Raw genomic sequence first — 14,482 nt, 5'->3', positions numbered from 1 at the left:
CTGCACATTCTTGTGCCGGGAAGTCACTCAGGAACGCCTGAATCACGCCCGACCAGCCGCCCTACTTAAGGTCACATAGATGGACATGCAATCCCGGATCCGCCAGCTTTTTCAAGCCAGCATCGACACCAAGCAGCAAGCGATGGAAGTGCTGGCACCCCACATTGAGCTCGCCAGCCAAGTGATGGTCAACGCACTGCTCAATGAAGGCAAAATGTTGTCGTGCGGCAATGGCGGGTCCGCTGGCGACGCCCAACACTTCTCGTCCGAGCTGCTCAACCGTTTCGAGCGCGAGCGCCCGAGCCTGCCGGCCATTGCCCTGACCACTGACAGCTCGACGATCACTTCGATCGCCAATGATTACAGCTTCAACGAAGTGTTTTCAAAACAGATTCGCGCTCTGGGCCAGCCCGGCGATGTACTGCTGGCTATTTCCACCAGCGGCAACTCGGCCAATATCATTCAGGCCATCCAGGCGGCCCATGACCGGGAAATGATCGTGGTTGCCATGACCGGCCGTGACGGCGGCGGCATGGCTTCACTGCTGCTGCCCGAAGACGTGGAAATTCGCGTTCCATCGCTGGTCACTGCACGCATCCAAGAAGTCCATCTGCTGGCGATCCACTGTTTATGTGATCTGATCGACAGCCAATTGTTCGGGAGTGAAGAATGACTTTCAATCGCCTTGGCCTCGTCGCCCTGACCTTGTGTCTGGGCCTGACCGCAGGCTGTAGCTCGGTACTGACCGCCACCCGCGATACACCGATTGAAGATGATCGCGGCACGCGTACTTTCGGCAGCAAAATTGACGACTCCTTGATCGAAACCAAAGTGGCCGTGAATGTGGCCAAAGCCAACCCTGATCTGGACACTGGGTCTCACATCGTTGTCACCAGCTACAACGGCATCGTATTGCTGGCCGGTCAAACACCGCGAGCAGAACTCAAAGCTCAGGCCGAACAGGCTGCTGCTGCCGTTCAGCGGGTAAAAAAGGTCAACAACGAACTACAAGTGATGGCACCGTCATCCCTTCTGGCGCGCAACAATGACGCTTGGTTGACCACCAAAATCAAAACTCAAATGCTGACTGACAGTGAAATCCCGGGTTCACGGATCAAAATTGTCACTGAAAACGGCATTGTCTACATGCTCGGCCTCGTGACCAAGCAAGAAGCCACTCGCGCCACCAATCTGGTGCAAGGCGTATCGGGCGTGCAAAAAATCGTAAAGCTGTTCGAGTACATCGACTGACCAGAACGTCAGGCACAAAAAAGGCGACCTCAAGGTCGCCTTTTTTATTACTTGACCACTTTCAGGCTTGGCCGACCCGAAGGTCTCGGCGGCTCAGTACCTGGCGGCGGCCCATCATCTTGCGGCTCAACCTCGTCATCACCACCCAGGTGCTCTTCAAGGTCAAACACCATGCCCTCGCCATTCTCACGAGCATAGATGCCCATGATGGCCGGGATAGGCACGTACAGCGTATGCGGCACACCACCAAAACGCCCTTCAAAGCTTACCGCTTCGTTGTCCATATGCAGATTGCGCACGGCGGTTGGCGAAACATTCAGGACAATCTGCCCGTCACTGGCAAAACCCGCAGGCACTTGCACCTTCGGGTAGTCAGAGTTAACCAGCATGTGCGGCGTGCAATCGTTATCAACGATCCACTCATAGAGCGCACGTACCAGGTAAGGTCTGCTTGAATTCATCGAGGGCTCCTAAGCCTTAGCGCATGTCGCGTTCGACACCAGACAAACTTGCCTGGAAAGCCTCACGCGCAAACTGGCGCTCCATATAGTCGAGCAACGGCTTGGCTGGCCGCGGCAATTCAATACCCAAAACAGGCAGGCGCCAGAGTATCGGCAATAGACAGCAGTCGACCAGACTTTGCTCATCACTGAGGAAAAAAGGTTTGTCGGCAAATAATGCAGAAACCCCTGTCAGGCTCTCACGCAGCTCTTTGCGGGCCTGAACCCGAGCCGGCTCTTTGGTCTTGGAGTCGAGAATCAAGTCGACCAGAACACACCAGTCACGCTGGATACGGTGGATCAGCAGACGACTGTTGGCGCGCGCTACCGGATACACCGGCAACAACGGTGGATGCGGATAACGCTCATCCAGATATTCCATGACTACAGTCGACTCCCACAACGCCAGGTCACGATCGACCAAGGTTGGCAGGCTGCCGTAAGGGTTCACTTCGATCAGCTTCGGCGGTTGACGACCCGCCTCCACACTGATGATCTCGGCGCTGACGCCTTTCTCTGCGAGCACAATGCGCACTCGGTGAGAATAGTGGTCTGCTGGGTCGGAGTAACAGGCCAACCGATTGGTCACGCCCATGGCGGTCCTCCTCGCTTGTTGAAATTATCAGGAGCGGCAAAACGAACACGCCCAAGGAACGCCTCCGGTAACTGCAAAATCCGGAGGGGCAAGGCATACACCTTGCCCCTCTCACATCCTGCCTGGTTACCTTTAAGAGACACCTTGGGCGCGCACGATTAACAGCATTGCGTGTAAATCTATCAGTGCACATCTTTCCAGTATTCGCGCTTGAGCAGATAAGCGAATACGAACAGGAAGGCCAGATAGAGCAGAACGTAGGTCCCGATGCGCTGATGCTGCAGCTTTACCGGGTTGGCCGAGTAGGCCAGGAAGGTCACAAGGTTCTTGATCTTCTCATCGAACTGCTCTTCTGTCAGTGCGCCGGTATTAGGCAGCACTGTCAGCTGGTCGCATGCTTCATGTGTCAAAGGCGTGCCAGTGAGCGGATCATACTGCTTCTTGCCATCTTCTACGATCTGTACTTGCTTGCAGCCGATAACCTGACGACCTTGCAACGGCGCCAGAACGTTAGGCATGCCCACATTCGGGAAGACTTTGTTGTTCACTCCCCAAGGGCGCGAAGGATCTTCGTAGAACGCACGCAGGTAGCTGTACAACCAGTCCGTACCGCGTACACGTGCCACCAGCGTCAAGTCGGGAGGGGCAGCACCAAACCAGGCCTTGGCGTCCTCAGGCTGCATACCGATGTTCATATGGTCGCCAATCTTGGCCCCGGTAAACACCAGATTGTCGAGCATGACGTCATGAGGGATACCCAAATCATCGGCCACCCGCTCATAGCGCTGGAACTTGGCACTGTGACAACCCATGCAGTAGTTGGCGAACGTACGCGCACCATCCTGCAAGGCTGCTTTGTCAGACACATCAATGTCGACCTTGTCGAGCTGCACACCCTGCTCAGCCGCATAAGAGAAGACAGGCAATAGCGCCAGCATCAAAACCGCAAATAGCTTTTTCATCAGCCAGTCACCCTTTCCGGAACCGGTTTGGTCTTCTCAAGCCGGGTGTAGAACGGCATCAGAATGAAGTAAGCGAAGTACAGGAACGTACACACCTGCGACAGCAACGTCCGGCCAGGAGTGGGCGCCAGAACACCCAGCACACCGAGAATCACGAACGAGATGCAGAACACCCACAACCAGATTTTGCTCAGCCAGCCTTTGTAGCGCATCGATTTAACCGGGCTACGGTCAAGCCAGGGCAACACGAACAACAGGGCAATTGCAGCGCCCATGGCGATCACACCAAACAGCTTGTCCGGGATGGCCCGCAAGATCGCGTAGAACGGCGTGAAGTACCAGACAGGGGCAATATGCTCGGGGGTCTTGAAAGCATTGGCCTGCTCAAAGTTCGGCTTTTCAAGGAAGTAACCCCCCATTTCGGGGAAGAAGAACACAATCGAGCAAAAGATAAACAGAAACACCACCACGCCGACAATGTCTTTGACGGTGTAGTACGGATGGAAGGGAATACCATCCAGCGGGATGCCGTTTTCATCCTTGAGCTTTTTGATATCCACGCCATCCGGGTTGTTGGACCCGACTTCGTGCAAGGCCAGGATGTGCAGCACCACCAACCCCAAAATCACGATCGGCAAGGCCACCACGTGCAAGGCAAAGAAGCGGTTCAGGGTAATACCGGAGATCAGGTAATCGCCACGAATCCACTGCGTCAGGTCGTTGCCGATGACTGGAATCGCGCCAAACAGCGAGATGATCACCTGTGCGCCCCAGTAGGACATTTGCCCCCAAGGCAGCAAATAGCCCATAAAAGCTTCTGCCATCAGGGCCAGGTAAATCATCATGCCGAATAACCACACCAGCTCGCGCGGCTTCTGATAAGAGCCATAGAGCAAGCCCCGAAACATATGCAGATACACCACGATGAAGAACGCTGAAGCGCCGGTGGAGTGCAGGTAACGGAGGATGGATCCGTACTCGACATCGCGCATGATGTATTCGACAGAAGCAAAAGCCTCTTCCGCTGACGGCGTGTAACTCATCGTCAGCCACACGCCTGTTACCAGCTGGTTAACCAGCACCAGCAAAGCGAGTGAGCCGAAAAAGTAGAGGAAGTTGAAGTTTTTGGGGGCGTAATACTTGCTGAGATGGTCTTCCCACATTTTCGTGGCTGGGAAACGAGCGTCAATCCAATCCATGAATTTGCTCATTACGCGCTCTCCCCTTCAAGACCAACGACAATGACGTTATCGCTGCCATCTGCATAGTAGTAAGGCGGGACTGGCAGGTTCAAAGGTGCAGGCTGTGACTTGTAAACACGCCCGGCCAGATCATAGTGCGAACCATGACAGGGGCAAAAATATCCCCCGACCCAGTCCTTGCCCAAGTCAGCAGGCGCAACTTCAGGGCGGAATGTCGGCGAACACCCCAAATGCGTACAAATCCCGATCACCACCAGCACGTCCGGCTTAATGGATCGCCATTCATTCGTTGAGTTTTCAGGCTGATCAGACTGCTTGGATTCAGGATCTGCAAGCTTGCCTTCAATCTTCTTCAGATTTGCCAGAATCTCCTCAGTGCGACGAACAATAAATACCGGCTGCCCCCGCCACTCAGCAATCATCTGCTGGCCTGGCTCAATCTTTGCGATATTCACCTTCACCGGCGCGCCAGCGGCTTTCGCCTTGGCACTGGGAAACCATGACCCTACGAACGGAACCGCCGCCCCCACCGCTCCTGCAGCACCCACCACGGATGTGGCTGCCACGAGGAAGCGACGCCGGCCGACATTGACGCCGTCATTGCTCATCAGTCCTCTCCCATCAGCTTTGTCGCCTGTAAAACCAGGCTTTTTTTAAGTAACAATCTGAGCTTATTAAAATTTTGCAGAATGGTAATGAAAAGACCCTACTCTTACAAGGTCTATACCGTTCCGTGTCGGCTACAGCCCTTGCAGTATAGGGGCTCTACTGATGAGACAAGTTGACTCAGCACATTATTAACGCCCATAAAAAAAGCCCAGCTCCGAAGAGGCTGGGCTTTTTTTGAACGAAGCTGCGAATTAACGCTTCGAGTACTGCGGACGCTTACGCGCTTTACGCAGACCGACTTTCTTACGTTCAACTTCACGAGCATCGCGAGTTACGAAGCCTGCTTTGCGCAGAGCGCCACGCAGAGTTTCGTCGTACTGCATCAGTGCGCGAGTGATACCGTGGCGGATTGCGCCAGCTTGACCACTTACACCACCACCGATCACGGTGACGTAGATATCGAATTTCTCGACAGTCTCAGTCAGTTCCAGCGGTTGACGAACTACCATGCGGGCAGTTTCGCGACCGAAGAAATTCTCCAGAGTGCGGTTGTTGATCGAGATGTTACCGGTACCTGGACGCAGGAAAACGCGAGCAGTTGCGGTTTTACGACGGCCAGTGCCGTAGTTTTGAGTCGCCGACATAATGAACTATTCCGTTAAAACTTCAGTTCTTGGGGCTGCTGAGCAGTATGAGGGTGAGCAGCGCCCGCATAGACTTTCAGCTTACGGTACATGTCGCGACCCAGTGGGTTTTTAGGCAGCATGCCTTTAACCGCGGTCTCGATCACGCGCTCAGGAGCTTTGGCGATCAGCTTTTCAAAGTTGATCGACTTAATCCCGCCCGGGAAACCGGAGTGAGAGTAGTACATTTTGTCAGTGGTTTTAGCACCAGTAACACGGATTTGCTCAGCGTTGATAACAACGATGTAGTCACCGGTGTCAACGTGCGGAGTGTATTCCGGCTTGTGCTTGCCACGCAGACGGCTGGCGATCTCGGTGGCCAGACGACCCAGGGTCTGACCAGCAGCGTCGACGACAAACCAGTCGCGCTTTACTGTTTCTGGTTTAGCAGTAAAAGTTTTCATTCTTTATAGCCTCAGGGGCCGCCCTGTAAATTAGACGGCGGATCTTACTGAATAGTGCGTACTTTGACAAGTCAAAGGCAGCCGGATACAGACGCTATCGGGGGCTCGGGTCAGCGCGTCCGTTCAACGGCAAGATTCTTCGGCAGGCGGCGCATCACTTCCACTGCAGAAAGAGGTCGGCAATTATGCAGATTGCGAAAAAAAATACAACCTGCTTTTATGTTTGTTTACCCCAAGGAGCATCCGATGGACTACCGAAAGCTGGGCAGAACAGACCTTAAAGTCAGCGAAATCGCTCTCGGCACCATGACCTGGGGCGAGCAAAACACCCAGACTGAAGCCTTCGAGCAAATTGCTTACGCCAAAAACGCCGGCATTAATTTTATCGACACCGCCGAGATGTATCCGGTACCGCCCAAAGCCGAAACCTACGCCACCACCGAGCGCTATATCGGCAACTGGTTCAAGGAGCGCGGTGACCGCGCTGACTGGATTCTGGCCAGCAAGATCGCCGGCCCCGGCAATGGCATCGACTACATTCGTGACGGCCACCTCAAACATAATCGCACCCACATCGTGCAAGCGCTGGATGCCAGCCTAAAGCGCCTGCAAACCGACTGGATCGACCTTTATCAATTGCATTGGCCTGAACGCAGCACCAACTTTTTTGGACAGCTGGGCTACACCCACAATGCCGACGAGCAGTTCACGCCGCTGGAAGAGACCCTCGAAGCGCTGGACGAACAAGTTAAAGCCGGCAAAATTCGTCATATCGGCCTGTCCAATGAAACCCCTTGGGCCACCATGAAATTCCTGCAGTTGGCCGAGAGCCGTGGCTGGCCAAGGGCCGTTTCGATCCAGAATCCCTACAGCCTGCTTAACCGAAGCTTCGAAGTGGGCCTGGCTGAAATTGCCATTCGCGAACAATGCGGACTTCTCGCCTACTCGCCGCTGGCGTTCGGCATGCTCACAGGCAAGTACAGTGGCGGCGCACAGCCGCCTAAAGGCCGCCTGAGCCTCTACAGCCGCTTCTCGCGCTATTCCAACCCGCAAGCCGTTGCAGCCTGTGAGCGCTATGTGGCACTGGCCCGCGAGCACGGGTTGGATCCGGCGCAAATGGCGTTGGCGTATGTTACTCAGCAACCCTTCGTGACCAGCAACATCATTGGCGCAACGACGATGGAGCAATTGAAAAGCAACATTGCCAGCGTTGATGTGAAGCTTTCCGATGAAGTGCTGGCTGGCATTGAAGCCATCCACAAGGATCAGCCGAACCCGGCACCATAACCGCCGCCCCCAATCGTCCCGTAGCAGCTGCCGCAGGCTGCGTCCGATTGCGTAGCGATCGTAAACCCTGACACCGCGATTTTATTCAAAGATCGCACACCTCAGGTTTACGACGGCTTCGCCGCCGGACGCAGCCTACGGCAGCTGCTACGGATTTGGCACACAGACTCTAGACACACAGGAAGAAACATAAGACGATCCAGCCGTAAGTTGACCAATTTCACCTATAAGAATAATCAAATCATGTCTAATCAACTCTCCACGCCCCTGCGGCGCGTCAGCATATTGGCCATTGATCGGGTATTTGCTTCAACCCTGATGCAAGCCAAGGATTTCTTTCATCTGGCCAGCCTACGGCACGGCAAACAACTGGGCCAAGGCCTCACCGCCAGCTTCGAAACCCGACTGGTCAGCCCCAACGGCCTGCCCGTCAGCAGCTTCAGCGATGTATCCATTCCCGTCGATGGCACACTGGAAGACACCGACATCATCATCCTCCCGGCGTTCTGGGATGACTTCGACACCCTTCTCCAACGCTATCCGCAAATTCTGCCGTGGCTGCGTGAACAGCATGCACGTGGCGCCGTGTTGTGTGCAGAAGCCACCGGCGCCTTCTGGCTGGCCGAAGCCGGTTTGCTCGACGGCAAGGAGGCAACCACGTACTGGCGCTTTTTCAATGCGTTTGCCGAACGCTATCCGCAGGTACAACTCAATCAGGACAAGCACCTGACCGACGCCGACAACCTCTACTGCGCGGGCGGCCCGACCTCAGCCTGCGACCTGTATATCTATCTGATCGAGCGCTTTTGCGGCGCCAATATCGCTCAGGCCGTTGCCCGCGACATCCTCTACGAAGTCCAGCGCAACTACACCACGGGACCCATCGGTTTTGGCGGGCAGAAGCTGCATCAGGATGTGATCATTTTGCAGATCCAGCATTGGCTCGAAGAGCATTTTGCCGACAAATTCCGCTTTGAAGACGTGGCGCGCGAACACGGCATGAGCATTCGCAACTTTATGCGCCGCTTCCAGACCGCCACCGGCGACAAGCCCTTGCATTATCTGCAACGACTGCGCATCGAAACCGCCAAAGGCCTGCTCTCGGCCACTCGCAAAAGCATCAAGACCATCAGTTACGACGTGGGCTACGACGACGCGAGCTTCTTTGCACGACTGTTTCGTCAGCACACGGAGCGCTCACCCCATCAATACCGCCAGCAGTTTCAGCAAGCGGCTTGAGCCCGCGCCCTGAATGCAAAAAGGCCTGCAATCGCAGGCCTTTTTTGTACAGCGTTTGACTAGGGCTTATGCGCCCGCGTCAGGTATTCGTGGGACTGCATTTCCAGCAGACGGCTCAGCGTGCGCTGGAACTCAAAGTTCAATCGCCCGCCGGTGTAGAGGTCTTTGAGCTCCACCTCGGCCGAGATGATCAACTTCACGTTACGGTCGTAAAACTCATCGACCATGTTGATGAAACGACGGGCAATATCGTCCGTTTTGACGTCCATCTGCTCCACACCGCTGAGAATGACGGCATTGAAGATCTTGCCAAGCTCGATGTAGTCGTTCTGGCTGCGTGGGCCATCACACAGCTCACGGAAATCAAACCAGGCCACGTCATCACAGGTACGCAACGCGCGGATGGTGCGGTTTTCGATGATCAGTTCATCGTTTTCGATTGCCCGGGTGGAATTGTGCGTCAGCGCCTTGAAGCTTTCGCGCAGGGACTTTTCGGACGCATCGTTCAACGGGAAGTGGAACAACTCGGCCTGCTCAAGGTGACGCAAACGGTAGTCGACGCCACTGTCGACGTTGACGATGTCAGTGTTCTGCTTGATCAGGGCAATCGCTGGCAAGAAGCGCGCACGCTGCAAACCGTCTTTGTACAAGCCGTCCGGCACAATGTTCGAGGTCGCGACCAGGGTGACGCCGTTTTTGAACAACTCTTCCATCAGCGTGCCGAGAATCATGGCATCGGTAATGTCCGAGACAAAAAACTCGTCAAAACAGATCACCCGCGCCTCATCGGCAAAACGCTTGGCAATGATGGTCAACGGGTTCTTTTCGCCAGGAAGTGTGCGCATTTCTTCATGCACGCGCTTCATGAAGCGGTGGAAGTGGGTGCGCACTTTCTCCTTGAACGGCAACGCGTCGAAGAAGGTGTCAACCAGATAGGTTTTACCCCGTCCAACACCGCCCCAGAAATACAAGCCTTTGACCGGCGTGCGTTCTTTTTTGCCGAACAGCTTGCCGAACATGCCCGGCTTGCTTTGTGAAGCGGCCACCAGGTCGTCGTACAGACGCTGCAAATGGCGCACAGCGTTTTCCTGTGCAGCATCGTGGAAGAAGTCCGGGCGTTTCAGATCTGCTTGATATCGTTCTAGAGGCGTCATAATTCGTTAGCAAGGCAACAAAAACGGGCCGTCACTGTAGCGACGGCCCTGAGGAATGGCAATTAAACCTGTGTCCAAACGTCGCACTTTCTCAGTCTTGCGCAGGCACCAACGCTGCACGCAAGGCTTCGATGGCCGCATCACGGGCCGCGCTGTCGGCAAACGACGGGCTGTCCGCCACACAGGCATCGCCCAGCCAAACGCTGAAGCTCAAATCCTGCGCACGAATGTCCAGTGCTTCGCCACCCTGTAACTGCTTGGTCACTTGGCCCGCGGCCTTGCCATCGGCAAAACTGCGCGACAGCAACAGTTGCTCGCCATCAGCGGCCAACAGGCGGAAACGGAAACTGCCATCTTCATCGCGGAAGCTGACAAAGCGCGGGCCTTTGGTGGCTTTCTTCTTGCTGGACGTTGCGGTTTGAGCCGTGCTGACAAACGAACGCAGGCCCACCGCTTCACGCAGCTCTGCGAGAAAAGGCGTCGCGGTTTTGCGGGCTTTTTGCGCACCGGCCAACAGAATGTCTTCCATGTCGGCCGGACGCGACATCAGTTCGTGATAACGCTCACGGGCCTCACCCAGCTCGCCGTCCAGCAGCTTGAACAAGCGCTCCTTGGCCTCGCCCCAGCCCAAACCCTGCAATAGCTCGCTACGGAACTCAGCCGACTGCTCAGGCGTCGAGAACGCTTGATACAAGGTGAACAGGTGCGAGTTGTCCGGGTCTTTAGGCTCACCCGGCGCACGGGAATCGGTGACGATGCGCGAAATGGCGCTTTTCATGTCCTTGGCGCTGCTGAACAACGGAATGGTGTTGTCGTAGCTTTTGGACATTTTGCGGCCATCGAGGCCCGGCAATGTCGCCACGCTTTCTTCAATCAGCGCCTCGGGCATGGCGAAGAACTCTTTGCCTTTGCCGAACAGATGGTTGAAGCGCTGGCCAATATCACGGGCCATTTCCACGTGCTGGATCTGATCGCGACCGACCGGCACTTTGTGGGCGTTGAACATCAGGATGTCAGCTGCCATCAACACCGGGTAGCTGTACAGCCCCATGGTGATACCCGCATCCGGGTCTTCACCGTTTTCCAAATTCTTGTCGACCGAGGCTTTATAAGCGTGGGCGCGGTTGAGCAAGCCCTTGGCTGCCACACAGGTCAGCAACCAGGTCAGCTCCGGGATTTCCGGGATGTCTGACTGGCGATAGAACGTAACGCGATCAACGTCCAGCCCGGCCGCCAGCCAGGTCGCGGCGATTTCCTGACGCGAACGCTGAATACGCTGCGGGTCATCGCACTTGATCAGGGCGTGGTAGTCGGCCAGAAAGTAGAACGAATCGGCATTGCTGTCACGGCTGGCCACGATCGCAGGGCGAATGGCCCCGGCGTAGTTGCCCAGGTGCGGCGTGCCGGTGGTGGTGATACCGGTAAGAATTCGGGTACGAGTGGTCATGGGTAATCGCTTATCAGGCTGCAATCATTTCGAAAGGCGTGGCGCTACCAACTCTTTGAGCTCAGGCAGCTTGCCGTGAAAAAAGTGCCCGCATTCTGCCACTTTCAGCAGCTCATGGGGACGTGACAGGTGTTCAGACCAGTCATAAACCAGCTGAGGATCAATCACTTCGTCGGTTTCAGGCTGGATCACGGTCAGCGCGCACTGCACGGGCAATGAGTCGGTCTCACTTAAACGCATCACCGCAGGCGCGACCATAAACACGCGTTCAAGCGTAACGCCTGCTTTCTCAAGACGCCCGCCGAGGCTGGCCGCAACAAAACCGCCAAACGAAAAACCCAGCAGAGTGATCGGCAAGCCCGGATGTTTTTCGAGCAACCAGTTGGCGGCTGCGTACGCATCGTCGACTTCACCGGCGCCCATGTCGTGGCTGCCGGCGCTGGCACCTGTGCCGCGGTAATTGAATCGCAACGTTACCAAACCGGCATCTCGGGCCGTACGTTGCAGGGTGGAAACCACTTTATTCAACATCGTCCCACCCTGTACCGGGTTGGGATGGCACAGCAACGCGAGGCCGCGTGGCTCATCATGATCGAGGTATAAAGCTTCCAGCTGGCCGACCGGGCCATCAATGAATAACGCTGTTTCACGCATAAGCAAAAAGGAACTCCGTGACCTCAAAGTGGGTCGACTCGTCTAGCTGATAGATTCTGTCTGAGATATTTGCGAGTGGATCGCGGTATACAGCGCAGGTCCGAGCCGTTAACGTAAAGCAAAGCCGTTTATAGAGGAAGGACTCGTGGAACACTCGCTCTTAATTTGGTTGTTGCCGACTCTAGCCTTGGTTGCCGGTGTCGCCATTGGTTTTCTGGTCGCTCGTCTGCTGCCCAATGCCGCGCCTAACCGCACGCAGCGTCAGCTAGACGACATCCAGGAACGTTTTGACAGTTATCAAAGTGAAGTGGTAACTCACTTCAACAGCACCGCCAATTTGATGAAAAAGCTCAATCAGAGCCATCAGGACGTGCAAGAACATCTCGCCGAGGGTGCCAACCGTCTGGCCCTGGACGAGCTGACTCGCCAACGCCTGCTGGCCGCTCTGAGTCCGGACGTGGCACAACCGCATCGCGAGCGCATCACCCCGCCGCACAGCACCGAGCCGCCATTGGACTATGCGCCGAAAAGCGCAAACAGCCCCGGCATGCTGGATGAGCACTACGGCTTGAAGAAGTAATTCTTCGGGTTAAACGCTCACTAAAAAGCCCCGCCATCTGCAAGGATCGCGGGGCTTTTTATTGGGGCGTCTCGTAGCAGCTGCCGCAGGCTGCGTCCGGCGGCGAAGCCGTCGCAACCTGTAACAACGCGGTTTATCTGCTTGACCGCAACCTCAGGCTTTACGATTGCTTCGCAACCGGACGCAGCCTTCGGCAGCTGCTACGAGAGGTGCCTATAGGTTACGGATACTGCTGAACCGTTCCTGGCTGCTGGTAGTTCATGCCCGGAATCGGCGCCAGGGTGATTTGCACGCGGCGGTTCATGGCACGGCCATCAGGCGTGGCGTTGCTGGCAATCGGGTCAGCAGGCCCCATGCCTTTGACCGTCAGGTACTGGCCGCTCACGCCCTGAGACGTCAGGTAGGTCGCTACGCTCTGCGCGCGCTGCTGGGAAAGCTGCATGTTATAGGCATACGAACCGGTGTTGTCGGTGTAACCCACCACCTGAATCTGCTGTTGATTGTTCAACTGCTTCAACGAGTTCGCCAAGGTGTTCAGCGGCTGATAAAAGCTGGGCGCAATATTCGCCGAGTTGGTGGCGAAAGTAATATTGCCCGGCATCACCAGGGTGATGTTGTCGCCCTGACGCTCAACCTGAACCCCGGTATTGGCCATGCTGGCACGCAGTGCAGCTTCTTGTTTGTCTGCGTAGTAGCCATAACCGGCAGCCCCAAGACCTGCCACCGCAGCACCAATCAATGCACCCTTGCCACGGTTATTGTGGTCGATGGCCGCACCGGCAACAGCACCGGCCAACGCGCCCAAACCACCGTAGGTAGCCGTTTTGCTCAGGCCAGTGGACCCTTGACCCTGATTTTCATACGGGTTGGGGGAAGCGCAGCCAGCCAGCAAGGCCATTGCACTGGCCGCAATAATCAAACGACGCGAGTTGAACATGGTGGAGCTCCTGTCAATCTTTCTGGGGGCAAAAACATGGGCGTTAGACTTCTGTGGAGCGTTGGAACACGACCAACGGTAAAAATTCCACGAACGCTTTAGGCCGTTACGATAGCTGCCGGATCGTCAGCCCACAAATCAAGCTGCCTTTAAACGCCCCCGCCAGAAAGATCAGCTCGCCCTCAGTAGCCCGAACCTGTGGCCTGAGCGCCCGTCACAATGGCAATGCCCGAACTGGTGCCCAACCGCGTAGCCCCCGCTTCAATCATCGCCACTGCTGTTGCGTAGTCGCGTACGCCGCCCGAAGCCTTGACGCCGATTTCAGCTCCCACCACCCGACGCATCAGCGCCACGTCTTCAACCGTTGCCCCGCTGCGGCTGAAACCTGTGGAGGTTTTGACAAAAGCCACGTTCAACTCGCGGCAGATTTCACAAGCGCGGGTTTTCTGATCGTCATCGAGCAAACAGGTTTCCAGAATGACTTTCAGCGGCACGGTGCCACAGGCCTGTTTCACGGCGTCAATGTCATCGCGCACAACCTCCAGCAACCCTTCTTTGAGTGCGCCGATATTGAGCACCATATCGATTTCACCCGCGCCAGCGGCAATCGCCTGCGCGGCCTCAAAGGCTTTGCTGGCGGTTAAACCAGCACCCAGCGGGAAGCCCACCACGGCACACACCTTGACCTTCTCGCCTTCCAGCAATTGCGCCGCGTAAGGCACTTGACCAGAATTGACGCACACGGAATAAAACCCATGCGCCTGCGCTTCCCGGCACAATGTGGCGATCTGTTCGCGTGAAGCATCAGCGGCCAGCAGCGTGTGATCGATATACTGGGCCAGTGCTGCGGGTTCAATCTTGATCATTGCTTCAGATCCTTTTATGAGCCATGACCTGTGAGCGCATCAACGCCCCAAGCCAAACCTGTTATGTTTCTAATTTAACAATTTATGTTACTTTTTTACCACAATTAATCGA

The 14,482-nt window shown here is 55.7% G+C and carries 17 protein-coding genes; 5 read left to right on the top strand and 12 right to left on the bottom strand.

The window, feature by feature from the left end:
• The first annotated feature begins 79 nt into the window (after positions 1–79).
• On the top strand, positions 80–673 hold the full coding sequence (locus tag GHN86_RS01850; RefSeq protein WP_122785733.1) for a phosphoheptose isomerase: 594 nt from the start codon (positions 80–82) through the stop codon (positions 671–673).
• Positions 670–1,251 (top strand): BON domain-containing protein, encoded by a 582-nt coding sequence (locus tag GHN86_RS01845; RefSeq protein WP_153379038.1) that lies wholly within the window; start codon positions 670–672, stop codon positions 1,249–1,251. Before GHN86_RS01850 ends, GHN86_RS01845 begins: the two co-directional genes overlap by 4 nt.
• 47 nt (positions 1,252–1,298) lie before the next feature.
• Here GHN86_RS01845 and GHN86_RS01840 read toward each other — a convergent pair whose 3' ends face one another.
• The 7 genes from GHN86_RS01840 to rplM all read right to left on the bottom strand — a co-directional run bounded on the left by GHN86_RS01840 (position 1,299) and on the right by rplM (position 6,206).
• Positions 1,299–1,712 (bottom strand): ClpXP protease specificity-enhancing factor, encoded by a 414-nt coding sequence (locus GHN86_RS01840; protein WP_153379039.1) that lies wholly within the window; start codon positions 1,710–1,712, stop codon positions 1,299–1,301.
• Positions 1,713–1,728: 16 nt separating this feature from the next.
• Entirely contained in the window at positions 1,729–2,346 is a 618-nt protein-coding gene (locus GHN86_RS01835; protein ID WP_153379040.1) for a glutathione S-transferase N-terminal domain-containing protein, read from the bottom strand.
• Positions 2,347–2,528: 182 nt separating this feature from the next.
• Complete coding sequence (locus GHN86_RS01830) at positions 2,529–3,308, bottom strand: cytochrome c1 (protein ID WP_153379041.1); 780 nt, start codon at positions 3,306–3,308, stop codon at positions 2,529–2,531.
• Positions 3,308–4,519 carry a cytochrome b gene (locus GHN86_RS01825; RefSeq protein ID WP_153379042.1) on the bottom strand — a complete coding sequence of 404 codons (1,212 nt, stop codon included), beginning with the start codon at positions 4,517–4,519 and terminating at the stop codon, positions 3,308–3,310. The genes GHN86_RS01830 and GHN86_RS01825 overlap by 1 nt, the downstream gene beginning before the upstream one ends.
• Positions 4,519–5,118 (bottom strand): ubiquinol-cytochrome c reductase iron-sulfur subunit, encoded by a 600-nt coding sequence (gene petA / locus GHN86_RS01820; protein ID WP_153379043.1) that lies wholly within the window; start codon positions 5,116–5,118, stop codon positions 4,519–4,521. Before petA ends, GHN86_RS01825 begins: the two co-directional genes overlap by 1 nt.
• Before the next feature lie 252 nt (positions 5,119–5,370).
• Positions 5,371–5,763: a 30S ribosomal protein S9 gene (gene rpsI, locus GHN86_RS01815; protein WP_003216038.1), complete on the bottom strand. Its 393-nt coding sequence runs from the start codon at positions 5,761–5,763 to the stop codon at positions 5,371–5,373.
• Between the two features lie 14 nt (positions 5,764–5,777).
• Positions 5,778–6,206 carry a 50S ribosomal protein L13 gene (rplM, locus tag GHN86_RS01810; protein WP_007917032.1) on the bottom strand — a complete coding sequence of 143 codons (429 nt, stop codon included), beginning with the start codon at positions 6,204–6,206 and terminating at the stop codon, positions 5,778–5,780.
• Positions 6,207–6,452: 246 nt separating this feature from the next.
• On the opposite strand from rplM, the gene GHN86_RS01805 reads away from it, so the two are divergent.
• Both GHN86_RS01805 and GHN86_RS01800 read left to right on the top strand, forming a co-directional pair.
• On the top strand, positions 6,453–7,493 hold the full coding sequence (locus GHN86_RS01805; RefSeq protein WP_153379044.1) for an NADP(H)-dependent aldo-keto reductase: 1,041 nt from the start codon (positions 6,453–6,455) through the stop codon (positions 7,491–7,493).
• A gap of 342 nt (positions 7,494–7,835) precedes the next feature.
• Complete coding sequence (locus tag GHN86_RS01800; RefSeq protein ID WP_194286224.1) at positions 7,836–8,732, top strand: GlxA family transcriptional regulator; 897 nt, start codon at positions 7,836–7,838, stop codon at positions 8,730–8,732.
• A 59-nt stretch (positions 8,733–8,791) separates the two neighbouring features.
• Here the strand turns inward: GHN86_RS01800 and zapE are convergent, their stop codons facing one another.
• The 3 genes from zapE to GHN86_RS01785 all read right to left on the bottom strand — a co-directional run bounded on the left by zapE (position 8,792) and on the right by GHN86_RS01785 (position 11,987).
• Entirely contained in the window at positions 8,792–9,886 is a 1,095-nt protein-coding gene (zapE, locus tag GHN86_RS01795; RefSeq protein ID WP_153379046.1) for a cell division protein ZapE, read from the bottom strand.
• A 91-nt stretch (positions 9,887–9,977) separates the two neighbouring features.
• Complete coding sequence (locus GHN86_RS01790) at positions 9,978–11,333, bottom strand: tryptophan--tRNA ligase (RefSeq protein WP_153379047.1); 1,356 nt, start codon at positions 11,331–11,333, stop codon at positions 9,978–9,980.
• Positions 11,334–11,357: 24 nt separating this feature from the next.
• Positions 11,358–11,987 (bottom strand): alpha/beta hydrolase, encoded by a 630-nt coding sequence (locus tag GHN86_RS01785; protein ID WP_194286225.1) that lies wholly within the window; start codon positions 11,985–11,987, stop codon positions 11,358–11,360.
• 145 nt (positions 11,988–12,132) lie between these two features.
• On the opposite strand from GHN86_RS01785, the gene GHN86_RS01780 reads away from it, so the two are divergent.
• Entirely contained in the window at positions 12,133–12,567 is a 435-nt protein-coding gene (locus GHN86_RS01780; RefSeq protein ID WP_323369335.1) for a YhcB family protein, read from the top strand.
• 220 nt (positions 12,568–12,787) lie between these two features.
• On the opposite strand, the gene GHN86_RS01775 is transcribed toward GHN86_RS01780, so the two are convergent.
• The gene (locus GHN86_RS01775; protein WP_153379049.1) at positions 12,788–13,504 is read right to left on the bottom strand and encodes an OmpA family protein; all 717 of its coding nucleotides are present in this window, start codon (positions 13,502–13,504) and stop codon (positions 12,788–12,790) included.
• Between the two features lie 182 nt (positions 13,505–13,686).
• On the bottom strand, positions 13,687–14,370 hold the full coding sequence (deoC, locus tag GHN86_RS01770; RefSeq protein ID WP_153379050.1) for a deoxyribose-phosphate aldolase: 684 nt from the start codon (positions 14,368–14,370) through the stop codon (positions 13,687–13,689).
• Between the last annotated feature and the right edge of the window lie 112 nt (positions 14,371–14,482).

This window comes from Pseudomonas helleri (genome assembly GCF_009600315.1).
In the GTDB taxonomy this organism is placed as follows: Bacteria; Pseudomonadota; Gammaproteobacteria; order Pseudomonadales; family Pseudomonadaceae; genus Aquipseudomonas; species Aquipseudomonas helleri_A.
Note: the sequence above shows the minus strand (reverse complement) of the source record. Positions and strands in the feature narration are given on the sequence as shown.